We start from the raw sequence: 21,810 nt of genomic DNA, 5'->3' as shown, positions 1-21,810 counted from the left end.
CTAGGAGGCCGCTGAACAACGCCGGTTTTGGGGTTGACGCTCGGCTGGGTGTGTCGGCCGGGCGCCCGGCTGGGTGTGGTTTCTGGCGTTCGAGGGCGTGGGTGGGCGGCGCTGGGCGTGCCCGGGGTGGTGCGGGGCTGTGTCGAGGGCTTCCGCTGTGGTTTCCGGGGGTCAGCCCGCCGGGGTGAGGGCCCAGGTGCCGGTCGGGGTACGCGTGAGGCCGAGTGTGAGTAGCCGGGTGAGGTTGACGGTTGCCATGCGTAGGTGGAGCCACTGGTCGCCCGCGGCCTGGCCGCGGTAGCGCAGCCGGCGGTGGCGGCCGTGGCCGATGAACCAGGCGATCGAGCGTTCGACCATGGGCCGGTGCTGCCGGTAGGTCTCGCGCAGGGGCTGGTCGGTGGCCCACTGCTCGCGGGCGGCGCGCAGGACGGTGTGGTGGGGGTGCAGTTCGAGGGCGCGTCCGGTCCTGTTGGTGGTGCAGCGGGCGCGTAGCGGGCAGCCGCGACAGCCCGCGCCGAACGTGACGTGGCGTTTCGGGCTGATCTTCCTGGTCAGCCCGTTCGGGCAGGTGACCGTGCCGGTCTGCTCGTCGACGGTGAAGTCGTCGAGGGTGAACCCGCCTTCCACCGCGGGGCGCAGCCCGACCGGCCTGCTGACCAGGGTGTGCCCGGCCTGGGCCAGGTCGGCCCGGGCCTGTCCGGTTCCGTAGGCCGAGTCGCCGAGGATCTCCAGGTCGGTGGCCGGTTCGTCGGCGAGCAGGCCGACGGCGACGGCGGCTTCCTGGTTGTCCTCGCCGGTTGCCTTCGTGAGCTTCCCGTCGGTGAACAGGCCGGTGTCCGGCTCGACGACGACGTGGCCCTTGTAGCCGTCCTGGCGGTGGCTGACGGTCTTGTGGACGTGCCGCGCCTGCGGGTCGACGGTGGAGATCACCCGGTCCGGGGCGACCTTCCGCGCGATCCGCCACCGCCCGTCGGTCCCGTCGGAGCCCTCGGCCGGCTCGACGTCCTGCCCGGCGACCAGCGCGAGCAGGCCCAACGCCCCGGTGGCCGTCTCGTCGAGGTCCCGCGCCTCGGCGAACGCGGCCAGCACGGCGCGCGCGTCGCTGACCAGCGCCGAGACCAGGCCATCGCGGGCCGCCGGGTCCTCCCAGTCGATCCGCGGCTTGCCCGCCTGCGCGTAGTCATGCGCCGTGCACCGCTCGGCGACGACCTCGCCGGCACCGGGGACCTGCCGGACGGCCCGGCGGATCGCCCCGACCAGCTGGGTGACCGTGTCCTGGGTCGCGACCGCGTCATCCAACACCATCGAGTCCACCGCCCGGCGGGTCTTCCCCGCCAGCACCCCGGTCTCGGCGACGATGCCCCGCACCGCCTCGAAGATCCGGTTCGGCCGATCCGACCGCGCCAGCCGCCCCCGCCAGTACGTCAACACCGTCGGGTGATAGCCCTCATGATCCAACGGCAGCCCGCAGGCGACCTTCCACCGCAGGTCACACCGCAGCGCCTCCATCGCCTCCCGATCGGAGAACGCGTGCAGGCTCTGCAACACCAGCACCGACGCGGCCACCTCACCCGGCACCGACGGCCGGCCCGTCACCGACGGGAACAGATCCACGAACAGACCCTCGTCGAACATCACCCGACGGTGCTCCGCCAGCAGCCGGTACATACTGCCCGCCACCACCAGATGCCCGACCAGCGCATCGGCGTCCAGCAACTCCCGGTCCGACCGGCTCCTCCCCAACACCAACCAATGATCCCAAACATCATGATCAGCGCCGGGGAGGCGCGCCGACGTTATTCAGCGGTCTCCTAGGCCCACCGGTTCTGGCCCTGGCTAGGTGGATTCACGGCCACGCGACGTGCCAGCCGCATCGCGTGGCCGGGGCTGACGGCTCATGCCTGGACGGTGGCGTGCATCTCCCAGACGAGGATCTCGCTGGGCTCCGTGGCGGTGACCGCGTGGCCGCCGGTGGCGGTGAAGCGGGCCGCGTCGCCGGTGGCCAGCGCGCCCTCGCCCTCCAGCGTCACCGCGCCGCGGGGCACGAACAGGTGCAGGAACGGCGCGTCGGGCAGGGTCACCGACCGGCCGGGCTCCAGGCGTGCGGCGTGCAGCGCGGCGTACCGGTTGCTGATCCGGATGGCGGCGGCGTCCTTGTCCCGCTCCATGCCGGAGGCCACCGGCACCAGCCCGCCGGCTAGCAGCTCACCGTCGATCTCCAGCTGCTCGTAGCCCGGCTCGATCCCCGCGGTGTCCGGGACCACCCACATCTGGACGAAGTGCACCGGGTTGGTGTGCTCGCCCCCGCCGGTCAGGCGCCAGGAGTCGTTCTTCTCCGAATGCAGGATCCCGGCGCCGGCGCTCATCCGCTGGGCCAGGCCCGGGTAGATGACGCCCGAGTGTCCCGTCGAGTCCTGGTGGACGAGGGCGCCGTCCATCACCCAGGTGACGATCTCCATGTCCCGGTGGGGATGGGTCTCGAAGCCGGTGCCCGGGTCGACGACATCGTCGTTGTTCACCAGCAGCAGGCCGTGGTGGGTGTTGTCCGGCGCGTAGTTGTGGCCGAAGGAGAAGGAGTGCTTCGAGTCGAGCCACGACATCTTGGTCGCGTACCGGTCCTGTGCGCGCCGGATGTCGACACTCGCCTCGCGGGTCGCGGTCACAGCGGCCATGGTGGCCTGTCCTCTCTCGGCCCGGTCTCCCGGCCTGTTCCCCGGTCCGGCCGGCCCAGATAGTTGCTTGTGCAACTATAAGCGTCGGCCCCGGCCGGTCATTCCCGTGGGCCCCTGGCCTGCGACGGCGACCTGGTGCCGCCCCCGGCGGTGTTCGCCGCCCTCGGCATGGAAGATCGCCAGGACGGTATCCGGGTCAGGACACCGAGACCTCGCCCGTTCGGATCCAAGTACAGAACCGCTGATCAAGATCACGGCCGGCGATGCCGCTGGGCCAGCCTCGGCCGAAGCGGCACTAGACTTTCCTGGCGTCCGGATCTCCCCGCGCCAGCCCGGGCAACGGCCACCGGGCTGGCGGCCGGGCAACGGCACCGGCCGGGCGGGCGAGCCGGCTTGACGGACCGGACCGACAGGGGCGGCGCGTGCGGGAGCGGTTGCGGAAGATCGCGGCGGAGACGATCAAGATCGTCGACGCTAACGGGAAACATGGTGACCGTTGATCAGGGCGGTGCGCCGGCCCGGCCGCGAGGACTGTCCGGCATCACACCGGCGGCGGCGGGCCGTGCGGGTGCGCGGCCAGCGGCCCGCTGAGCCTGGTGGTGCCGAAGGCGGGCGCGATGGGATCGGGGCGCGGGTGATCGGGGAGGACGACCGGCGCCGCCAGGACCGTGTCGTCGTGGCCGGGGCCGTCGCCGACCAGGACCGGCCAGGCGCGTTCGTTGTGGCAGCACGCCGCGTAGGTCACGGCCCACCAGGGCGGGTCGGTCAACGAGAGGAACCGCCAGCCCGGCGCGCAGAACACCAGGTGCGCGGCGATCAGCGACTGGCGCAGCGCCTCGTCCCGCGCGGCGGCGCGGTCGGTCACGCCGGGCGCCGCGAGGCCGTCCGCCGCCGTGCCCGGTGACCACCGCGAGGTGTTCCGGAGCTCGGCGGACAGGCGGGCCGCCCGGAACGGGCCTGGCAGCCACCGGGCGGACAGGCGCAGCTCGGCGTCGAGCCGGTGCCAGGCGCGGACCACCCGTCTCGGCGCGCCGGGCGCCTCGCGGGCTGAGAGCGGCGCGGACGCGGCAGCCGGGGCGCCGGCGCGCCACGGCCCACCGGGCGCCGGCGCCTCTGATGGGGCCGTGACGGGCTGGACCTCCCGGCCCGCCGGCGCCACCACCGGGATCGTCCACAGCGCCGGGTCGGGGTCCGGGTCCCCGGACCCGACCAGCAGGTCGGCCAGCGGGATGAGCGCGTCCTCCTCGCACGCCACCGCCTCCTGCGAGGCGCATGGCCCGCCGTGCGGGGCGCGGACGGTGCCCACCGGGGAGAGGGCACCGTGTCGGCCCACCCACTCCGACCGGTCGACCAGCCGCAGGAACCGTACCCGTACCCGCAGGACACCCAGGTCGGCCTGATGGCCCGGATCCGTGACCAGGCCGGCACCGCCACCGGGCTCGTGCTCCAGCAGGCACTCCGCGTGGCAGGAGGAGTGCTCACCGGCGCCGGCGGCGAATGCGGGCGGGACCAGGGCGCCGAAGGGGCCGCACGCCTGGTGCGCCGTCACACCCGAGAGGTACGGGTAGAGCTGGTGGCCCCGGTAGAGCACGGCGTCGGCCACCGCGCGGGCCGTCTCGACGCCGGTCCGCGCGTTCATGACCCCACCCTCCGTCGGTCCGTCGCCACGTCTGGGTCCTGGGCGGCCGACGTCGCCGCCGCGCCGTCGGCCGCGCGGCCCGGTCGGTCGCTCGCGCGGGCGGTGCCGGCCGTCGGGCCCGGTGAATCGGCGATCACCTGTTCGGCGGGGCTCGGCCCCGTCGTGGCACCGGCGGCGGCGAGCAGGGCGAGGATCGCGTCGTCCCAGGTGGGGAGGGCGTTCGTCATCTTGTAGCGGGCGACGGCGTCGACGGTGCCACGACGCAGCCGCATCCAGGCCTCGCCGGGGAAGTAGGCGTCCATCAGCTGCCGCCAGACCGCCACCGGCAGCCGGTAGTGCGCCTCGAGGTGCCAGGGCACGGGCTCGACCCTCGGCCCCGCCAGCGTCGAGCGGAACACGGTGCCGCTGAACAGCAGCGACAGCGGGATCACCCCGTCCCGCAGCGTGTGGAAGTACTTCCCGGCGGCGACCTCCAGGTCATAGCTCACCGGTATGTGCAGCTCGGCCCCGACACTGCCGACGAACGAGCCGACCATGGCCGACACCGTTGCGACCGGGAACGAGCGCATCGAGTGCGACCATCGCGGCAGCCCACCGAAGACGGCCCACAGCTGCTCCCGCTCGTCGTCGCGGTAGCCACGCCCCGACGGCTCGACCCGGACCTGGCAGCGCAGCGCGATCGCCTGGATCGAGGCCCCGGTCGTCTCGGCGATCCGCAGCCTGGCCACCAGGGTCGGGCTCGCCCCACAGGGCATCGGCGCGATGTCCAAACAGTTGAACGCGAACTCGGCCACTCCCGTCACCCCTACCGGGTGATGCCCGGCCTGGCCGCCGATAACGTGCCGGTCGCGACTGGCACCCGGCGGCCGCCCCGCGCGGGCTCAACCGGTGGCGGGCTCAGCCGGTGGGCTCTCCCGGAGTGGTGACCTCCTGGGCGGCGGTGAGTGGTTTGCGCAGGACGGTGAAGGCGAGGTCGTCGCGGCGGGGGAGGCCGAAGCGCTCGTCGCCGTATGGGAACGGCTTCGTGTCGCCGGTCGGCTGGTAGCCGCGGCGGACGTACCAGGCGATCAGCTCGGCGCGCTGGGAGATCACGTACATCTCCATCCGGTCGGCGCCCCAGACCTCGCGGGCGCGCCGCTCCGCCTCGGCGAGCACCGCCGAGCCGAGCCCCCCGGCCTGCCTGGTCGGGCGTACCGCGAACATGCCGAAGTAGCCGGTCGCGCCATGCCGTTCCAGCTGGCAGCAGGCGATGATCCGCCGGCCGGACACCGCCCCGGCGCGAGTGCCGCCTTCGCCACCCTCGCCGTCCGCGACGCCATGGACGCCCTCGGTGTCATCCGGGACCCTGCCTGCTGCCTCCTCCGCCACCAGGATCATCCCGTCGGTGCCGGCCACGATCTCGATGATCGCCTGGGCGTCCGTGCGCTGGCCGCCGAGCAGGTCCGCCTCGGTCGTCCACCCCGCCCGGCTCGGCTCCCCCCGGTAGGCCGACGTGATAAGCGCCAGCAGCTCCGGCACGTCAGCTAGCGTCGCCGCCCGGAACCGCACGTCAGCCCACCCCGCCGCTCCGTTCGTCCGCACATCCTCATCCTCGCAGTGTCCGCCGGCTCTCCGACGGGGCCCAGGGCCGGCCGGGGGCGGCCGGTCGCGGCCCGCGGGCGACGGCCCTCAGGAGGAGGCGGCAAGCTCGGCGGCCAGGGGCGGGAGGATGTCACTGAGGGGGGCGTCGACGAGGAGAGCGGCGCGGGTGTCGGCGCGGGTGGGGCCCTGGTTGACGATGGCGACCGGAATGCCCAGCTGGCCGGCGCGCAGCACGAAACGATAGCCAGACATCACGGTCAGCGATGATCCGAGTACCAGCAGGAGCCGGGAGCGCTCGACGACATCCATCGCGGCCGTCACCCGGTCGCGCGGGACCGTCGCGCCGAAGAAGACGACATCGGGCTCCAGTCTGCCGGCGCCGCACCGCCGGCAGCCGACCATGACAAACCTGGCGATCTCGGCCTCGGCGAGCGCGGCGTCGCCGTCCGGGTTGACCCGCCCGGCCGGCGTGAGCGCCGCACCGGGCGTGCCGGCGCCCTCCGCGCCCTCCGCGGACGGGCCGCTCCGGCTGTCCTGCCCGTCGGCCGGGCCGGGCTCCTCGGCGCCGGACACGCCGGCGTCGACGGCCTTGGGGCGGAAGTCGGGGTTGGCGGCGGCGAGACGCGCCTCGAGCTCGGCGCGCGGGCTGACGTCACCGCAGTCGGAGCAGAGCACCCGGGCGAGGCTGCCGTGCAGCTCGATGACCGAGCGTGCGCCGCCGGCCTGGTGCAGACCGTCGACGTTCTGGGTGACGAGGCCTGCGAGCAGGCCAGCCTCTTCGAGCACCGCGACCGCGGTGTGCCCGGAGTTGGGGCGCGCCTCGACGATGTGCCGCCAGCCGGCGTGGCCGCGGGCCCAGTACCGCCGCCGGGCCGCCGGGTCACCGGTGAACTGCTGGTAGGTCATCGGGGTGTGGTTGCGCCGCAGCGCGCCGCTCGGGCCGCGATAGTCCGGGATCCCGGACTCGGTCGACATGCCGGCGCCCGTCAGCACGGCGAGGCCGCGGCCACCTCCGTCGCTGGCACCGCGGGCGTCACCTGCACCGCGGGCGGCTGAGATGGCGTCCCGGAGCGCCGCCACTCCGGCCGCCGCGTCCCTGACCACCGGCAGGCCCGGCGGCCGCGGGCCGAGAACCGCGGTGCGCGCGAACGGTTTGACTCGGTAGGCCAGTGGGGCCGCGCTCACGGCCAGCCCTTCGGTTGCCATGGTCCTATGGTGCAGGCACGACGCACAGCCGCACCCGGCCGGCGGCTTGTGGCGCTGACATCAGGCCGCCGGCGGCCGGGTCCGCCTGGTCTCATGCCGATCTGGTCTCGTGCGCGGCGGTGCCGATGCAGGGCGAGGCCCCGGCGCCCGCCGGCCACGTGACGGCCGAGCCCTGGGCGCCCGGCTGGGCGCCATGGCCGAGGATCATGCGCACGTCCAGCGGCAGGCCGCGTCGTGGATCCCCGTGCGTGGAACCGCCCGCGTGAGACCTACCTCATAGCAGGGCGCCGGTACCGCCCGCGCCCCGTGCGGCGCGCCTGCCCCTCGTCTTCCATTGCGCGCCCGGCGGGCGTGCCGTGGGCGCCCGCCGCGCGGAGACGCCGGCGGGCCAGGGTTGCGTCACCGGCTGGTCGAACTCCTCGCATACGGTTGGCGATGTACGCGCAGAGTGCCGGTCGCTCCGCCGCGCCGCGGCCATGCGTCCGACTGAGCGAGGGGGAAGCGAAGCATGGAGCAGCGGGTCGGCGCCGACCCGGCTACGCCCGGCCCGGCCGATGCCGATGCCGACGCCGACGCCCCCGCGCGCACCCCGGCCGGTACCGCCGCGGACGGCGGCGGCGCATCCGCCACGGCCGCCGGCAACGGCAGGACGGTGGTTCCCCCCGTGACCGACGGCCCCGATGGCCCTGACGGCGCGGGGGACGTCTCGGTCGCGCCGGCCGCATTGGCCGCGCCGGCCCCGCTCGGCGCGGAGGGCGAGCCCGACGGCGTCGGGGCCGACGACGGATCGACGAGCGGCGTCCTCGTGTTCTCCTCGGGCGGGCTGACCGCCGCGGAGGTCGCGAGCCGGGTCGCCGCCGGCCAGGTCAACGACGTGCCGACCAGGACGAGCCGAACCGTCCGCGAGATCCTCGCCGCGAACGTGTTCACCCGGATCAATCTGATCATCGGCGTGCTGTTCGCGCTGATCTGCGTCGTCGGGCCGATCCAGGACGGCCTGTTCGCCGGGGTGATCCTCGCGAACTCGGTGATCGGCATCATCCAGGAGCTGCGCGCCAAACGGACCCTCGACCGGCTCGCCGTCATCGGCGAGGCCCGCCCCGTGGTCCGCCGCGACGGCCAGGCCCGAGAGCTTCCTCCCGGCGAGATCGTCCTCGGCGACGTGATCGAGGTCGGGCCTGGCGACAAGGTCGTCGTCGACGGCACGGTGGCCGAGGCCGACGGCCTGGAGGTCGACGAGTCGCTGCTCACCGGCGAGGCCGACCCGGTCCACAAGCGCCCCGGCGACCCGGTGATGTCCGGAAGCTTCGTGGTCGCCGGCTCCGGCGCGTTCGTCGCGGCGAAGGTCGGTGCCGAGGCCTACGCCGCGCAGCTCGCCGCCGAGGCCAGCCGGTTCACGCTGGTGAACTCCGAGCTGCGCAACGGCATCGACAGGATCCTGCGGATCGTCACCTACCTGATCATCCCGGCCGGGATCGCGCTGGTCATCAGCCAGCTCACGATCGACGACAACGACCTGGCCGAGGCGATCCGGCGGATGGTGGCGGGCCTGGTCAGTATGGTGCCGGAAGGGCTGGTGCTGCTGACGTCGCTGGCGTTCGCGGCCGGTGTCGTGCGGCTCGGGACGCGCAACTGCCTGGTGCAGGAGCTGCCCGCGATCGAGGGGCTCGCCCGGGTCAGCGTCGTCTGCCTGGACAAGACCGGCACCCTGACCGAGCCGGCGATGGACGTCCTCGAGGTCCGCCGCCTGGGGGCGTTCGCCGCGGGCACATCCGGGGACGGCGATGGCGAGGCCGGCGCGGGCCGGCGGGTGCCCGCGGTGCTTGGCGCGCTCGGCGCGGCCGACCGGCGGCCGAACGCGAGCCTGCAGGCCATCATCGACGCCTACCCGGCACCCGAAGGCTGGCGGCCGGTGGACGCCGCGCCGTTCTCGTCGGCCCGCAAGTGGTCCGGGGCGAGCTTCGTCGAGCCGGACGGCACGGAGTCGACCTGGCTGCTCGGCGCGCCCGACGTGCTGCTCGGGCCCGGCCACCCGGCGCTGGCGGACGCCGACGCGTTCGGCGAGCGCGGCCTGCGGGTACTGCTGCTCGCCCGCTCCGACCGTTCGCTCGTGGACGCGCTCGCGGGCGGCGCCGGCGGTCTCGCCGGCGCGGTGGAGCCAGCGGCGCTGGTCGTCATCGCCCAGCGGCTGCGCGCCGACGCGCCGGACACGCTGCGTTACTTCGCGGAGCAGAACGTCGCCACCAAGGTCATCTCCGGGGACAACGCGCTGTCGGTCGGCGCGGTGGCCCGCGAGCTCGGCCTGCCCGGCGCGGAGGACCCCGTCGACGCCCGCACTCTGCCTGAGGACCGGGCAGAGCTCGGCTCCGAGCTCGAGACGCACACCATCTTCGGCCGGGTCACCCCGCACCAGAAACGCGAGATGGTCGGCGCGTTGCAGGCCCGAGGCCACACGGTCGCGATGACCGGCGACGGCGTCAACGACGTCCTCGCCCTCAAGGACGCGGACATCGGCGTCGCGATGGGCTCCGGCAGCCCCGCGACCCGCGCCGTAGCCCAGATCGTTCTGCTCGACAACAGCTTCGCGGCGCTTCCGTCCGTCGTCGCCGAAGGCCGCCGCGTCATCGGCAACATCGAGCGGGTCGCGAACATCTTCCTGGACAAGACGGTCTACTCGGTGCTGCTCGCGATCGTCGTCGTCGCGGCCCAGGTTCCGTACCCGTTCCTGCCTCGGCACCTGACGCTGATCAGCTCGCTGACGATCGGCATCCCTTCGTTCTTCCTGGCGCTTGCGCCGAACCACGAGCGGGCCCGGCCGGGCTTCGTCTCCCGGGTGCTGCGCTTCGCCATCCCCGTCGGCGTGCTGTCGGGCCTGGCGACGGTCGCGACGTACTTCCTGGCGCGCGAGGTCTTCTATGACCACGACCTGCGGGCCGAGACCTCCCTGTCGACGTTCACGCTGTTCCTGGTCTCGATCTGGGCGCTCGCCATGATCGCCCGGCCCTACACCTGGTGGCGGGTCCTGCTGGTCGCCGCCATGGGCGTGCTGTTCGGCGTGGTGCTGGTCGTCCCCTATCTGCAGGACTTCTTCCAGCTCTCCCTGGTCGGGACCACCGGCCCGCTCATTGCCCTCGGCATCTCCGCGGCGACGGCCGTCCTCATGGAGATCGTCTGGTTCTTCTTCCGCCCCCCGCACGGCTCGGGCCCGACAGCCGAAGCCGGTGCCGAGGCCGTCCCGTCCGTCGGATCCCGGCAAATCCCGGCAAACCCCGTCTCCGTCGACCACTGAGCCGCCCGGCTCCCGCCGGCCCGCCGGTCCCGTCCGCCGCGCTGGCCGCCGGGCGGGTACCGCTGGCGAGCCTCCGCGACCTGCGCGGCCGAGGGCGTGCGCCGGGTCGCGGGGGGTCGGATAGGATCGCGTTCTACGGCATGTAGTAGAGGTGGGCGGGCGGATGGTCAGGGTCATTGCGGTGGCGGTGGCGGTCACGGCGCTGCTGCTCGCGGCCTGGGTGTTCTTCCTCGCCTGGCAGAGCCGCCAGATCGGGCGTGCGGTGATCGCCGGGGCCGGGGCCGTCGAGGCGCTGATCCTCGCGCAGGTGATCGGCGCGATCGTGCTGGTCGCCCGGGGCGAACGCGCGGACGAGCCGCTGACGTTCGTGCTCTACTTGATCGCGTCCGTCGTGGCGCTGCCCCTCGGGGCATGGTGGGCCGTGGGGGAGCGCTCCCGGTCCGGGACGGCGGTGCTCGGGGTCGCGGCGCTGGTGGTCGCGGTCATGCTACAGCGCCTGCAGCAGACCTGGTCCTGACGGGGACCGACGGGCGCCCGGACCAGGCCCTGGGGCGCGGGAGGCTTCGCCGGTGCCGGGCGTCCTTCGGCCGGAGACCCGGGTGGGTCAGACAGGTATGGCGGGAGGACAGGATGACCACCGAGACGGCGGCGGAGGCGGCCACGGCGGGCGGTACGCCCCCGGAGGGCACCCCGGGGACGCGGCGGACGGCGAGCGGGCCGGGCCGGCTGCTGGTCGCCGTGTACGCGGTGTTCGCGGTCGCGGCGACGTCACGGGCGCTCGTGCAGATCATCACGAAGTTCCACGAGGCACCGGTCGCCTACCTGCTGTCCGCGCTCGCGGGCGTCGTGTACATCCTGGCGACGATCGGGCTCACCCGTTCCTCGGCCGCTGGCCGGCGGCTGGCGACCGCCGCCTGCGCCGCCGAGCTCGTCGGGGTGCTGACCGTCGGCACACTGAGCGTCGTCGACCGCGACCTGTTCCCAGACGAGGCGGTCTGGTCGGTCTACGGCCAGGGTTACTTCTTTCTGCCGGTCGTGCTGCCTGCGCTCGGCCTGTGGTGGCTACGGCGGTCACGTGGCGGACGCTTCGCGCCCGCCACCGTGCACCGCCTGGTCGGGCGCGGGGCGCCCTCCCCACGTGGTCCCGAGTAGAGGCATATGGCGGTGGCTGACCTGGTGCGGGGCCGAGGACGTGGCGGGTTTGGCGCAGCGCTGATGCGCCGTCACCAGCGGCGGCCGGGTTGCGTGGACGGCTCACCAGCACGGTCCACCGAAGATCGATGCTTGACAGCCAAGCGCATGGGATTCCGTCGGCCGGGGTTCGTACGGGTGCACGGGCGGCTGTGGCACCGTCACGTCGTGCCACGCGCGCAGGTGATGTCGAAGGGGTCGCGATGCGGTTCGTGGGGTTCCGGGAGGGGGGCAGGGCGGTCGTCGGCGTCCTGACCCAACCTGGCGGCGGCGCGCCAGGGGCGGCGACGCCCGCGGCGGCCGTGCCGGCGGTGATCGGGCTCGCGCCGGTCGAGGAGTTCTACGCCGATCTGTCCCGCTGGCGTGACCGGGCCGCCGAGGCGCTGGCGCTGCCGGGGACCGCGGCACGGCCCGTCCCCGAGCTGACGCTGGTCCCGCCGATCCCACCGGCGGCGCGGGTGCTGTGCGTCGGGCTGAACTACCGGGCGCACGCGGCCGAGACCGGCCTCCCGCTGCCGAAGTACCCCGCCATCTTCGGCCGGTGGACGGTGTCGCTCACCGTCGACGGGACGCCGGCGCCGGTGCCGGCGGGGGAGCGCGGGCTGGACTGGGAGGGGGAGCTGGGCGTCGTCGTCGGCGCGACGCTCGCCGACGCCGACGAGGCGACGGCGCTCGCTGGCGTGCTCGGCTACGCCGCGTTCAACGACCTGTCCGCCCGCCGGGCCCAGGGGCGCTCGCCGCAGTGGACCCTGGGCAAGAACTCCGACCACAGCGGGCCCCTCGGCCCGGTCGTCACCGCCGACGAGGTCGGCGACCCGGCCGACGGGCTACGCGTCGTCACGCGGGTGCGCAGCCGCGCGGACGACGGCTCCCCGGTCGAGGAGGTCGTCCAGGACGGCGACACCAGCGACATGATCTTCAGCATCGGCCAGGTGCTGTCCTTCATCAGCCAGACGATGACCCTGCATCCCGGCGACCTGCTGGTCACCGGCACCCCCGCCGGCGTCGGCTACATCCGCAGGCCGGCCCGCTACCTGGTGCCCGGCGACTGGGTGGAGGTCGAGATCGAGCGGGTCGGCCGGGTCGCCACCCCGATCGTCGACGCCACCGGTCGCGGCTGACCGCCGTGCCGGCGTATCCCGGCTGACCGGTTCGGCTGGTTTCCGCGGGCGGCCGGTCACCGCGATCCCATTCGCCCGCCGCCCGGCCGCCCCCGGTTTCCACGAGCGTGGCGCGTGACTGTGACCGCGGCCGGGGTACTTGATGACCCGAAGTCCGGGCGGCAACGACCTGTCTGATGGCGCCGGCCGGCATGGCGGACGGCCATGAGGGCCGGGCACTTGTTCCCGAGAAAGCTGTCAAGCACCAGCGCCAGCCGATTCCATGACGGCTTCCCGGCTGCCTCCACCGTTTTTTGTCGGCTCATTTTCTTCGGCGGATGAGGTGGGATGGTGGATATCTTCCCCAGCTCTCGCGCCGCTCGCCCCGGTGTGGGCGGAACCGGCCGCAAATCCGGCTAAAAGGCGTACGTGGCGAAACGACGGGACGCTCCCTGATCCTTTTTTCGGCTCGACGAAATCTAGCTACGCTGCGTCACGCAGTCATTCCGACGTCGCATTCCGCGGCTGGCCGAAGATCGCGCGAGAGACATCCCGCGTGGCTGGAGGCCGCCAGGTGATTTGGGGGAACGGTCAGATGAAGAAGTCGATTGGTCGACGCGCGGCCACCATTGCCGTGACCGGGGCTGTCGCTGTGGTTCTTGGTTTCGGTCCGGGAGTCGCTGCCGCGCAGGCCTGCGACTGGGGCTGGGGCGACAAGAAGGACGGCGGCTGGGACAGGGGCAAGGACGGTTGGGGCAATGACCGCAAGGACGGTTGGGGCAAGGACCGCAAGGACGGTTGGGGCAAGGACCGCAAGGACGGTTGGGGCAATGACCGCAAGGACGGCTGGGGCTGGTAGTCGCCCGCTGTCCGGCCAACCGGCCGGCTCCTGCCGTGGCCGTGCGGATCAGCTGATGCTCCGGCGGTCCTGATGGGCTGGGGCGGCGCTCCCTGTCGGGGCGCCGCCCCTCTTTCGCGTGTCGCTTCCTTCCCATCCCGCGCGGCGATCCCCGGTGCCTCCCCACACGCCCGTCGACACCCGCTCGGACCCGTCCTCCCCGACCCGGCTACCGCGAGCGGTCGGTGGCCGGCGGCCAGTGGCGGGAACGGCTGCCCGGCGACGGACGGTGAGCGCGGGCGGCGGGCCGGGGCGCCACACAGCGGGCCGGCCGCGGACCACACGGGCGCCGCAAGCCTCCCACCGGCTGCCGCCCCCTGGCAATAACGTACCGTATTCAGACGGACTCCTACTGTAGTTATCGGGCGTACAACTATATCGGTATTCGATTACTGAAAGTGGCCGAAATATGGTGAGACTGTAATTGCTGTGGTCACGGTCAGCTCGGAAAGGGAGTGCGCTACGTGAGTTCGGGTGATTCGTCCGACGACTACGGCGTACGGCTGCTGAATCCCGACGGGTCAGCATGTGAGCATGTGGATTTCCTCGCGCTGCTCGGCGTCGAGGGGCTGAAAGGCTGCTACGGGGCGATGCTGCGGGCGCGGCACCTCGACGAGGCGGCGACCGCGCTGCAGCGCCAGGGCGAGCTCGTGCTGTGGATCCCGCTGCGCGGCCAGGAGGCGGCCCAGATCGGCTCCGTGCGCGCGGCCTCGCCCGCGGACTTCATCTTCCCGAGCTACCGGGAGCACGCCGTCGCCTGGGACCGGGGCCTGCCCGCGGTCGAGGTGCTGCGGCTGCTGCGCGGGATCACCCACGGCGGCTGGGACCCGGCCGCCCACAACCTGGCCAACTACGCCCTCGTGCTCGCCTCGCAGACGCTGCACGCCGTCGGCTACGCCCTCGGCCTCCAGCTCGACGCCCAGCTTGGCCCCCGGCTCGACGCCCAGGCCGGCGTGCCGGGCGGGCAGGAGCCGGCGGCGGTGCTCGTGTACCTCGGCGACGGCGCGATGAGCCAGGGCGACGCCAACGAGGCGTTCGTCTGGGCCGCGAGCTTCAACGCCCCGGTGGTCTTCTTCTGCCAGAACAACCAGTGGGCGATCTCCACCCCGGCGGCGCGCCAGTCGCGGGTGCCGCTGGCTGCCCGGGCCGCCGGGTTCGGGTTCCCGGGCGTGCGGGTCGACGGCAACGACGTCGTCGCCGTGCATTCGGTCACGTCGTCGGCGCTTGCGCGGGCCCGCGTGGGCGAGGGTCCCACACTGATCGAGGCCTACACCTACCGGATGGGACCGCACACCACCTCCGACGACCCGACTCGCTACCAGCCGGCCGGCGAGGTCGACCACTGGCGGGCGCTCGACCCGATCGACCGGGTCGAACGGGCGCTGGCCCCCGTCTGCGACGCCGCCTGGTTCGGCGAACAGCGGGCCGAGGCCGAGGCGGCGGCCGCCCGGCTGCGGACCGAGACGCTCGCGCTGCCGGACCCGCCGCCGGACGCGTTCTTCGACGAGGTGCTGGTGACCGAGACGGAGGAGGCCCGCGCCCAGCGCGCCAGCTTCCGCGAGTACCGGGAGTCGTTCCAGGTATGACCACCACGCGTATGCCGCGACCAGGCACGCTCCTGGTTCCCGAGGCCAGGTCCGCCGCCGAGCCGGCGCCGGTGTCCGTCCCACTGGCCAGGGCGCTCGGCGCCGGGCTGCGGGACGCGATGGCGGCCGACCCGAAGGTGGTTCTGCTGGGGGAGGACGTCGGGCGGCTCGGTGGCGTCTTCCGGGTGACCGAAGGGCTGCAGGAGGAGTTCGGCGAGGCGCGGGTGATCGACAGCCCGCTCTCGGAGAGCGGCATCGTCGGCGCCGCGATCGGGCTCGCGATGCGCGGCTACCGGCCCGTCTGCGAGATCCAGTTCGACGGCTTCGTCTACCCCGCGTTCGACCAGATCGTCACCCAGCTCTCCCGGCTGCACCAGCGCTCCGCCGGCCACCTGCGGATGGCGGTGACGATCAGGATCCCCTACGGCGGCGGGATCCACGCCGTCGAGCACCACAGCGAGTCCCCGGAGGCGTACTTCGCGCACACCCCGGGGCTGCGGCTGCTGACCCCGTCGACGTCCGCCGACGCCTACCTGCTGCTGCGCCAGGCGATCGCCTGTGACGACCCGGTGATCTTCTTCGAGCCGAAGCGGCGCTACTGGGAGCGCGGCCCGCTGACCGTCCCCGAGGACCCGCCGCCGTTGATGGAACGCGCCCGGGTGGCCCGGCCCGGCACCGACATCACGCTTATCGCCTACGGGCCGACGGTGCGCACCTGCCTGGACGCGGCGAGCGCCGCCGCGGCCGACGGCCGCTCGGTCGAGGTCGTCGACCTGCGCTCGCTCGCCCCGCTGGACTGGGCGACGCTGACCGGCTCGGTGCGCCGCACCGGCCGGGCGGTCGTCGTGCACGAGGCGGTGGTGACGGCGGGGCTCGGAGCCGAGATCGCGGCGCGGCTGACCGAGGAGTGCTTCTACCACCTGGAAGCACCGGTCGGCCGGGTTGGCGGGTACCACGCCCCCTACCCGCCGGCGCGCCTCGAGCACGAGTACCTGCCCGACCTCGACCGGGTGCTTGACGCGGTGGACCGGGCCTTCAGGTACTGACCGCGCGGAGGGCGCCCCGGGGCCACGTCCGAGACAGCCCTGCCCGCCCGCCGAACGCCGACAAGGCGACCCAGATACTGACCGCCAGCCGAGGCCGACCCACAGGGCTCGGGCCACACCACAGACAGATGCCAGGCGGGCGTGGGGCGTCTGTCGCCGGGCGCCTCCAGGCGCCCGGCGCACGCGACCGCCCGACCGGTGGAAAGAGGCCAGATGTACGACCAGTTCCACCTGCCAGACCTCGGCGAGGGCCTCGCCGAGGCGGAGATCGTGCACTGGCTGGTGCGGCCCGGGCAGACCGTGGAGCTCAACCAGCCGCTCGTCGAGGTGGAGACGGCCAAGGCCGCGGTGGAGATCCCGTCGCCGTTCGAGGGCATGGTCCACGCCCTGCACTGCGCCGAGGGTGACCTGGTGCCCGTCGGCTCGGCGCTGCTCACTGTGGCCACGGCCGAGGCCCCGGCCCCGGCCGGGACCGGGGCCGGGGCCGACGATGCGCCACCGGCCCCGGTCGTCGGCCACGCGCCGGTCGAGCCCGCCGGGGGCGAGCCGCCGCGCCGCCGCCCGCGCCGACCGCTTCACCAGCCGCCTGCCGCCGCTGCCGCACCCGGGACCGCCGCCGACCAGCTGCTGCCCCGGCCCGTTGCCACTGCCAGCGCCGCGCTGTCGGCCCTCGCGCCGCTGGTGCGGGCCCAGCCCGCGCCGGCGCTGAGCACCGCGCCGGCGGCGAACGGATCGGCGGCCCCGGCGCGGGCGCGGGCGCTGGCCACCCCGCCCGTCCGCAAGCTGGCCCGCGACCTCGGCGTCGACCTCGCCGCGGTCCGGCCGACCGGCCCCGCCGGGACGATCGCCCGCGCCGACGTCACCGCGGCCGCCCGGCTCGGCGCGCCGGAGAGCCGCCCGGACGCCGGGGAGGCGCCGCCCCAGCGAGCGGGCGACGGCGGGGCCGAGCTGTCCTCGGCCCGGCCGGGTGAGCGGATCCCGGTACGCGGTGTCGCCCGGCAGATGGCGCTCGCCATGGAACGCAGCGCCTTCACGGTTCCGCAGGCGACCGTGCACCGCACCGTCGACGTCACCGCGATGCTGGCGCTGGTCGCCCGCTGGCGGGCGGAGAACGAGGCGGCCGCGCGTCCCGGTGCCGCGGCCGCGCCGCGGGTGACGGCGCTGGCGTTCATCGCGCGCGCCGTCGTCGCGGCGCTCGCGGCGCACCCAATGGCGAACGCGCGCTGGCTGACGTCCGCCGACGGGTCCAGTGAGATCGAGGTGTTCGCGGCCGTCAACCTCGGGGTGGCCGTGGCCGCCGACCGCGGGCTGATCGTACCGATCATCCCGGACGCGGGCAGCCTGTCGCTGCCCGCGCTCGCGGGCGCGCTCGCCGAGCTCGTCGCCGAGGCGCGCGCCGGGCGGACCCCGCCGGCCAGGATGCTCGGTGCCACGATCACCGTGTCCAACGTCGGCGTCTTCGGGGTCGACTCCGCCGCCGGGCTGGTCCGCGAGGGCGAGGCGGCACTCGTCGTGCTCGGCGCCATCCGGGAGACCCCGGCCGTGTGGGAAGGCCAGGTCCAGGTCCGCAAGGTGATGACGATCTCGGTGTCGTTCGACCACCGGATCCTGGACGGCGAGGCGGCCGCCCGCTACCTCGGCGAGATCGCCGCCGTGCTCGCCGACCCGCCGCGGCTCCTCCTGCTGGGTTAGTCCCTCCGGGTTCGGCCGGTCCGAGTGACGGAAATCTCGTCGCGGTCGAACCGCGGGAACGGCCGGTTCCCCGCGACGGCCCTTCCGCGGTGCGCTCACCCGTGCTCGCACGGAGATCTCGCCGCGGGCGAACCGCGGGCACCGGCGGCCCACCCGATGGCCCTTCCGGGGCGTACTCACCCGGGCTGGCTAGGACGTATCGGCATTTCCCGGCGGCGCGGGCCGGGCAACGCCCGGCCTGGCCGTCGCGTCCAACGTGACATCGGTCGTGACATCGGTGCGCGGACCATGCGACCCCCGCGGTGCTGACTCAGACGGCACGCACCGGAGCGGACCGTGGGGGAGTGGGCCCGCGGTGGGCTGCGATGGTGAACCCCGTGGATCTGCCCAGGTTGGTCCCGCCTAGGATCGCCCCGGGCGAGTCGACCTGAGTCGTCCCCGGCGGCGGGCTGTCCCCGCCCGGCACCGGCCTCGCGGCCGGCGTGGGCGCTCCGAGCGACCGGGCGGCACGCGAGCGCGGGACCCGACATACGGAGGAACACCAGGTGGACGTGTTGCCGGACATCCTGCTCACGGTCGCGATCTCGCTTGCGGCGGGCGCGCTCGGGGCGTTGGCCATCCGGCTGTGGGAACGGCCCGGTGGCGCGCCCATGACGCGGCCCCGCCAGTCGACGCTGTTCGGGCTCGCGGCCGACGACGAGATCCTCCTCGCGGTCGCCTCGCTCGCGCCCAACGGGATGATCGCCCGCGACGACGTGCTCGCGGTCGCCGAGATCTCCTCGATCATCTACGGGGCGGACGCCCGGCCCAAGGTCGCCCCCGGTGGCGCGGTGCAGGACAGCATCGGCCGGCGTACCGAGTTCTGCATCGGCGACCCACGCTCGAACCCGCGGATGGCCGCCCACCTGTCCCGCTACCTGCCCGGGGTGACGTTCTCCCCGCCCACGCCGCCCGCCCCGCCGCGACAGGCCCCGGCGCTGGCCACCGTCGGCGCGTCGGCATCCGCCGCCACCGCCGCCGCGACCTCCGCCACCTCCGAAGGTGCCGCCAACGGGGCGGCGCAGGACGTGACCAACCCGTCGGGCCCGATGATCGTGCCCGCCCGTCCGCCGCGGGAGAGCCGGGTCATCGCGGTCAGTGTCCCGAGCGGGCGGGAGGGCCGGCGGCTGCGCGGCGAGAAGGGCGACGGGGCCGACAAGGCGACCAGGGAGTTCGCCGGGCGGCCGGGCGAGCACGAGTTCGCGCTGCTCGCCCGGGTCGCCGCGGGCCCGGCGCGCCGGCCGCTGTTCATCCTCGCCGGGCAGACGGCCACCGCGAACCTCGCCGCCGCCTACTACCTGCGCAGCCGCGCCGACGAGCTCACCACCGAGTTCTCCAACAGGCCGTCGTTCTGCCTGATCCTGCGGGTCGACGCGGCCACCGTCTACGGCCACGAGCTGGTCGAGCGCGAGGCCGACATCAGCGCCGCCATCGTCCCGCCGACCTTCTAGGCCCGTCCGCCCCGCGCCGGCCGGCCGTTTGGGCAAGATCCGTCGGGCGGGTAGAGTCCAGTACGGACGAGTCGGCCGGGCGGTCGCGTCGGGGCCGGTGCGAGCCGGCACCCGCCGAGGAAAGTCCGGACTCCACAGGGCGGGGTGGTGGGTAACACCCACCCGGGGTGACCCGCGGGACAGTGCCACAGAAAACAGACCGCCGGTACCGGTGCCGCGAGGCGCCGGGCACCGGTAAGGGTGAAACGGTGCGGTAAGAGCGCACCAGCGCCCGGGGCGACCCGGGCGGCTCGGTAAACCCCACCCGGAGCAAGGTCAAAAGGTGGGTGGCCGCAAGGCCTCCCACTGCGCGTGCGTTCGAGGGCGGCCCGCCCGAGCTCGCGGGTAGACCGCACGAGGCCGTCGGCAACGGCGGCCCTAGAGAGATGACCGCCGACCGGCCACGCGCCGGTCACAGAATCCGGCTTACAGGCCGACTCGTCCCCAAAACCCTTTCAGCACAGCAACTCTGGCCTCGTGATCATGGCCCTGGGCCGTTTCTGGGCCGTTTCGTTCCAGAGAGCCTTCCCGTGATCATGTCCACGGCGGGCCTTCGCTGCCGGCCAGCGGTGACAGTGGGTAGCCAAGGCCCGTTGGCGCTGTTGCGGCTGGTCCGGGCCTGGACTGCCCTGCCCTGACGCTCTTGTAGGGGTGGGCCAGGGGATCGGGCGCGAGAGTGCCCGGAGCTCATGGAAGTCGACTTTCCCTCGAGCAGACCGGGGCGTCTGCGATGGCGGTGGGCCCTGCGCGCCGGGCGGGGCGGCGTGGGCGTGCTGTGCTCGTCGGCCGATCGCGTGTCTGGCGCCCTCTCAGCGGCCTTCGCGGTTGGCTTCAGCAGTGAGTCGAAGGCCGGCTCGTCCCGCGGTCCGGACGATGTGAGGCGTGCGGGTCGGCTGGCGGCGTGAAGCCTGGCACATGGCACGGCCGAACCGGTGCCATCGTCGATGGACCGCCGCGGGCATCGTCAGGGACATCGCTGACGTCACCCGGTCACATTTCCTGGGGCCAGACGGAGTAGCAGGACGCGCGCGAGCCGCTTTGGAGGGTGCGCAGAGTCTCGGCGGACGGCGGACGGCGGACGGTCCGGCTCAGCGTCGCCGATGCCCTTCCTTTGTCCCTACCTGTCCATGCTGACCGACGCTGGAACGGACGACTCCCTGAGGCTTGCGAACCGCCAGTGCCTGGGCGACGTCAGCATGTCTCTGGTGACAGTCGTGTGGGCCAGCACGTGCCGGGTGGTCTGTCCGGCCAGGGATCCCTGCTTCATGCTCTAGGCGGTGGATCGTGCCTGAGCTGTCTTGTCGGCGGAGGCCGCGCCGAGGGCACCGTCTACGGCGGCCCGGGTGCCCTCCTCATTGTCGGGCCAGAGGTGACCATAGGTGTCCAGCGTCTCAACGGCGCTCTTGTGGCCGAGGCGGGCCTGGACGACCTTGACGCTCTCGCCGGCGTGGATCAAGAGGCTGGCATAGAAGTGCCGGAGCTCATGGAAGTCGACCTTTCCCGCGAGCCGGTCGGCCACCGCGTCGGTCGCGTCTGCGGCGGCGGTGTGCCCCGTCGTGCGCTCCTCGGCCGCCCGCGTGCGTAGTGCGCGTTCAGCAGCCTTGACGGTTGGCTTCCATACGGAGTCGATGAGCCGGTTACGGCGCATGATCGCGCCATCGGGGCCGGGGTAGAGCAGTCGGACGCTGGTTCGCTTCGCGGGCGCGCCGGCGGCGCGCTCGGTGTACTCGTCGATCTCGACGAGCGCGGGTGGAAACGTCGCGACGTGCCGGCTGAGCGCTTGCCCGACGACGTCCGGCAGAGGGATCGACCGTTCCGAGGCCTCACGCTTGACCGGGCGGAGGTAGGGCTTGCCCTTGTTCGGGGTCTGCGCCTGCCGGTCGACCCGGATTCGACGTCGGTGTCCGAGGAACTCCACACCTCCCATGCACACCCCGCTCACCCTCGCCGAAGTACGCCAGCTCCCCGCAGCGGTCGACCTCGTGACCGCCGGCCGCGCCTTCAACCTCGGCCGCACCCTCGCCTACACCCTGGCCGGCCAAGGCCGGTTTCCCGTGCCCGTCCACCGCCACGGCCGCACCTACCGCGTCCACACCACCGGCATCCTCAAGGCCCTCACCGAACCCGACCCACCCACCACCGCCGGGCCAGCCGACCAGTAACCCCGCCAGGACCGTCACCCGGAGCTCGGGATGCCGACGACCACCAGGCCCAGACCCGGCCGCCCCCTCGTCACGATCACCGCCCCGGCCGGCCGGTGGGACCTGCACCGGATGTACGACGACATGAAGCGTTCCCGATTTAGTAGACAGACGAATTATGCTGCTTCTGCGGCCTTCGTGTCAAATTGCGTCTCGAACTCGGTGGGGGTCAGATAGCCG

The 21,810-nt window shown here is 73.6% G+C and carries 17 protein-coding genes and 1 other RNA gene; 11 read left to right on the top strand and 7 right to left on the bottom strand.

What is annotated here, in order from left to right; translation table 11 throughout:
• Positions 1–171: 171 nt before the first annotated feature.
• The 6 genes from BCD48_RS14825 to BCD48_RS14800 form a co-directional block, all read right to left on the bottom strand.
• Complete coding sequence (locus tag BCD48_RS14825; protein ID WP_071046611.1) at positions 172–1,746, bottom strand: IS1182 family transposase; 1,575 nt, start codon at positions 1,744–1,746, stop codon at positions 172–174.
• Between the two features lie 149 nt (positions 1,747–1,895).
• The gene (locus BCD48_RS14820; protein ID WP_071048948.1) at positions 1,896–2,672 is read right to left on the bottom strand and encodes a pirin family protein; all 777 of its coding nucleotides are present in this window, start codon (positions 2,670–2,672) and stop codon (positions 1,896–1,898) included.
• A gap of 541 nt (positions 2,673–3,213) precedes the next feature.
• Positions 3,214–4,311, bottom strand: a complete 1,098-nt coding sequence (locus BCD48_RS14815; protein ID WP_071048947.1) for a hypothetical protein — start codon at positions 4,309–4,311, stop codon at positions 3,214–3,216.
• Positions 4,308–5,105 (bottom strand): DUF6084 family protein, encoded by a 798-nt coding sequence (locus BCD48_RS14810; protein WP_083418653.1) that lies wholly within the window; start codon positions 5,103–5,105, stop codon positions 4,308–4,310. The genes BCD48_RS14815 and BCD48_RS14810 overlap by 4 nt, the downstream gene beginning before the upstream one ends.
• Before the next feature lie 103 nt (positions 5,106–5,208).
• Positions 5,209–5,892: a GNAT family N-acetyltransferase gene (locus tag BCD48_RS14805; RefSeq protein ID WP_071048946.1), complete on the bottom strand. Its 684-nt coding sequence runs from the start codon at positions 5,890–5,892 to the stop codon at positions 5,209–5,211.
• Between the two features lie 87 nt (positions 5,893–5,979).
• On the bottom strand, positions 5,980–7,098 hold the full coding sequence (locus tag BCD48_RS14800; RefSeq protein ID WP_083418652.1) for a Sir2 family NAD-dependent protein deacetylase: 1,119 nt from the start codon (positions 7,096–7,098) through the stop codon (positions 5,980–5,982).
• A gap of 508 nt (positions 7,099–7,606) precedes the next feature.
• On the opposite strand from BCD48_RS14800, the gene BCD48_RS14795 reads away from it, so the two are divergent.
• The 10 genes from BCD48_RS14795 (at position 7,607) to rnpB (ending at position 19,874) form a co-directional block, all read left to right on the top strand.
• Positions 7,607–10,387 (top strand): HAD-IC family P-type ATPase, encoded by a 2,781-nt coding sequence (locus BCD48_RS14795; RefSeq protein WP_241841733.1) that lies wholly within the window; start codon positions 7,607–7,609, stop codon positions 10,385–10,387.
• Positions 10,388–10,550: 163 nt separating this feature from the next.
• A complete protein-coding gene (locus tag BCD48_RS14790; protein ID WP_071048945.1) occupies positions 10,551–10,904 on the top strand; it encodes a hypothetical protein in 354 nt (117 codons plus the stop codon).
• A 113-nt stretch (positions 10,905–11,017) separates the two neighbouring features.
• Positions 11,018–11,539, top strand: a complete 522-nt coding sequence (locus BCD48_RS14785; protein ID WP_071048944.1) for a hypothetical protein — start codon at positions 11,018–11,020, stop codon at positions 11,537–11,539.
• 242 nt (positions 11,540–11,781) lie between these two features.
• Positions 11,782–12,699: a fumarylacetoacetate hydrolase family protein gene (locus tag BCD48_RS14780; RefSeq protein ID WP_071048943.1), complete on the top strand. Its 918-nt coding sequence runs from the start codon at positions 11,782–11,784 to the stop codon at positions 12,697–12,699.
• Between the two features lie 574 nt (positions 12,700–13,273).
• Positions 13,274–13,537, top strand: coding sequence for a hypothetical protein (locus BCD48_RS14775; RefSeq protein ID WP_071048942.1), 264 nt, complete (start codon positions 13,274–13,276; stop codon positions 13,535–13,537).
• A gap of 503 nt (positions 13,538–14,040) precedes the next feature.
• Positions 14,041–15,162, top strand: a complete 1,122-nt coding sequence (locus BCD48_RS14770) for a thiamine pyrophosphate-dependent enzyme (RefSeq protein ID WP_071048950.1) — start codon at positions 14,041–14,043, stop codon at positions 15,160–15,162.
• On the top strand, positions 15,159–16,208 hold the full coding sequence (locus tag BCD48_RS14765) for an alpha-ketoacid dehydrogenase subunit beta (RefSeq protein WP_083418651.1): 1,050 nt from the start codon (positions 15,159–15,161) through the stop codon (positions 16,206–16,208). The genes BCD48_RS14770 and BCD48_RS14765 overlap by 4 nt, the downstream gene beginning before the upstream one ends.
• Before the next feature lie 213 nt (positions 16,209–16,421).
• A complete protein-coding gene (locus BCD48_RS14760; protein ID WP_071048941.1) occupies positions 16,422–17,900 on the top strand; it encodes a dihydrolipoamide acetyltransferase family protein in 1,479 nt (492 codons plus the stop codon).
• Positions 17,901–18,445: 545 nt separating this feature from the next.
• Positions 18,446–19,390 carry a hypothetical protein gene (locus BCD48_RS14755; protein ID WP_071048940.1) on the top strand — a complete coding sequence of 315 codons (945 nt, stop codon included), beginning with the start codon at positions 18,446–18,448 and terminating at the stop codon, positions 19,388–19,390.
• A gap of 67 nt (positions 19,391–19,457) precedes the next feature.
• Positions 19,458–19,874: RNase P RNA component class A (gene rnpB / locus BCD48_RS14750), an RNA gene on the top strand.
• Between the two features lie 825 nt (positions 19,875–20,699).
• On the opposite strand, the gene BCD48_RS56610 is transcribed toward rnpB, so the two are convergent.
• The gene (locus tag BCD48_RS56610; protein ID WP_083418650.1) at positions 20,700–21,356 is read right to left on the bottom strand and encodes a tyrosine-type recombinase/integrase; all 657 of its coding nucleotides are present in this window, start codon (positions 21,354–21,356) and stop codon (positions 20,700–20,702) included.
• On the opposite strand from BCD48_RS56610, the gene BCD48_RS14740 reads away from it, so the two are divergent.
• Complete coding sequence (locus BCD48_RS14740; RefSeq protein ID WP_071048938.1) at positions 21,355–21,591, top strand: hypothetical protein; 237 nt, start codon at positions 21,355–21,357, stop codon at positions 21,589–21,591. The genes BCD48_RS56610 and BCD48_RS14740 overlap by 2 nt on opposite strands.
• The last annotated feature ends 219 nt before the right edge of the window (positions 21,592–21,810 follow it).

Origin of the sequence: Pseudofrankia coriaricola (genome assembly GCF_001854805.1) — a bacterium.
Classification (GTDB): domain Bacteria; phylum Actinomycetota; class Actinomycetes; order Frankiales; family Frankiaceae; genus Pseudofrankia.
Note: the sequence above shows the minus strand (reverse complement) of the source record. Positions and strands in the feature narration are given on the sequence as shown.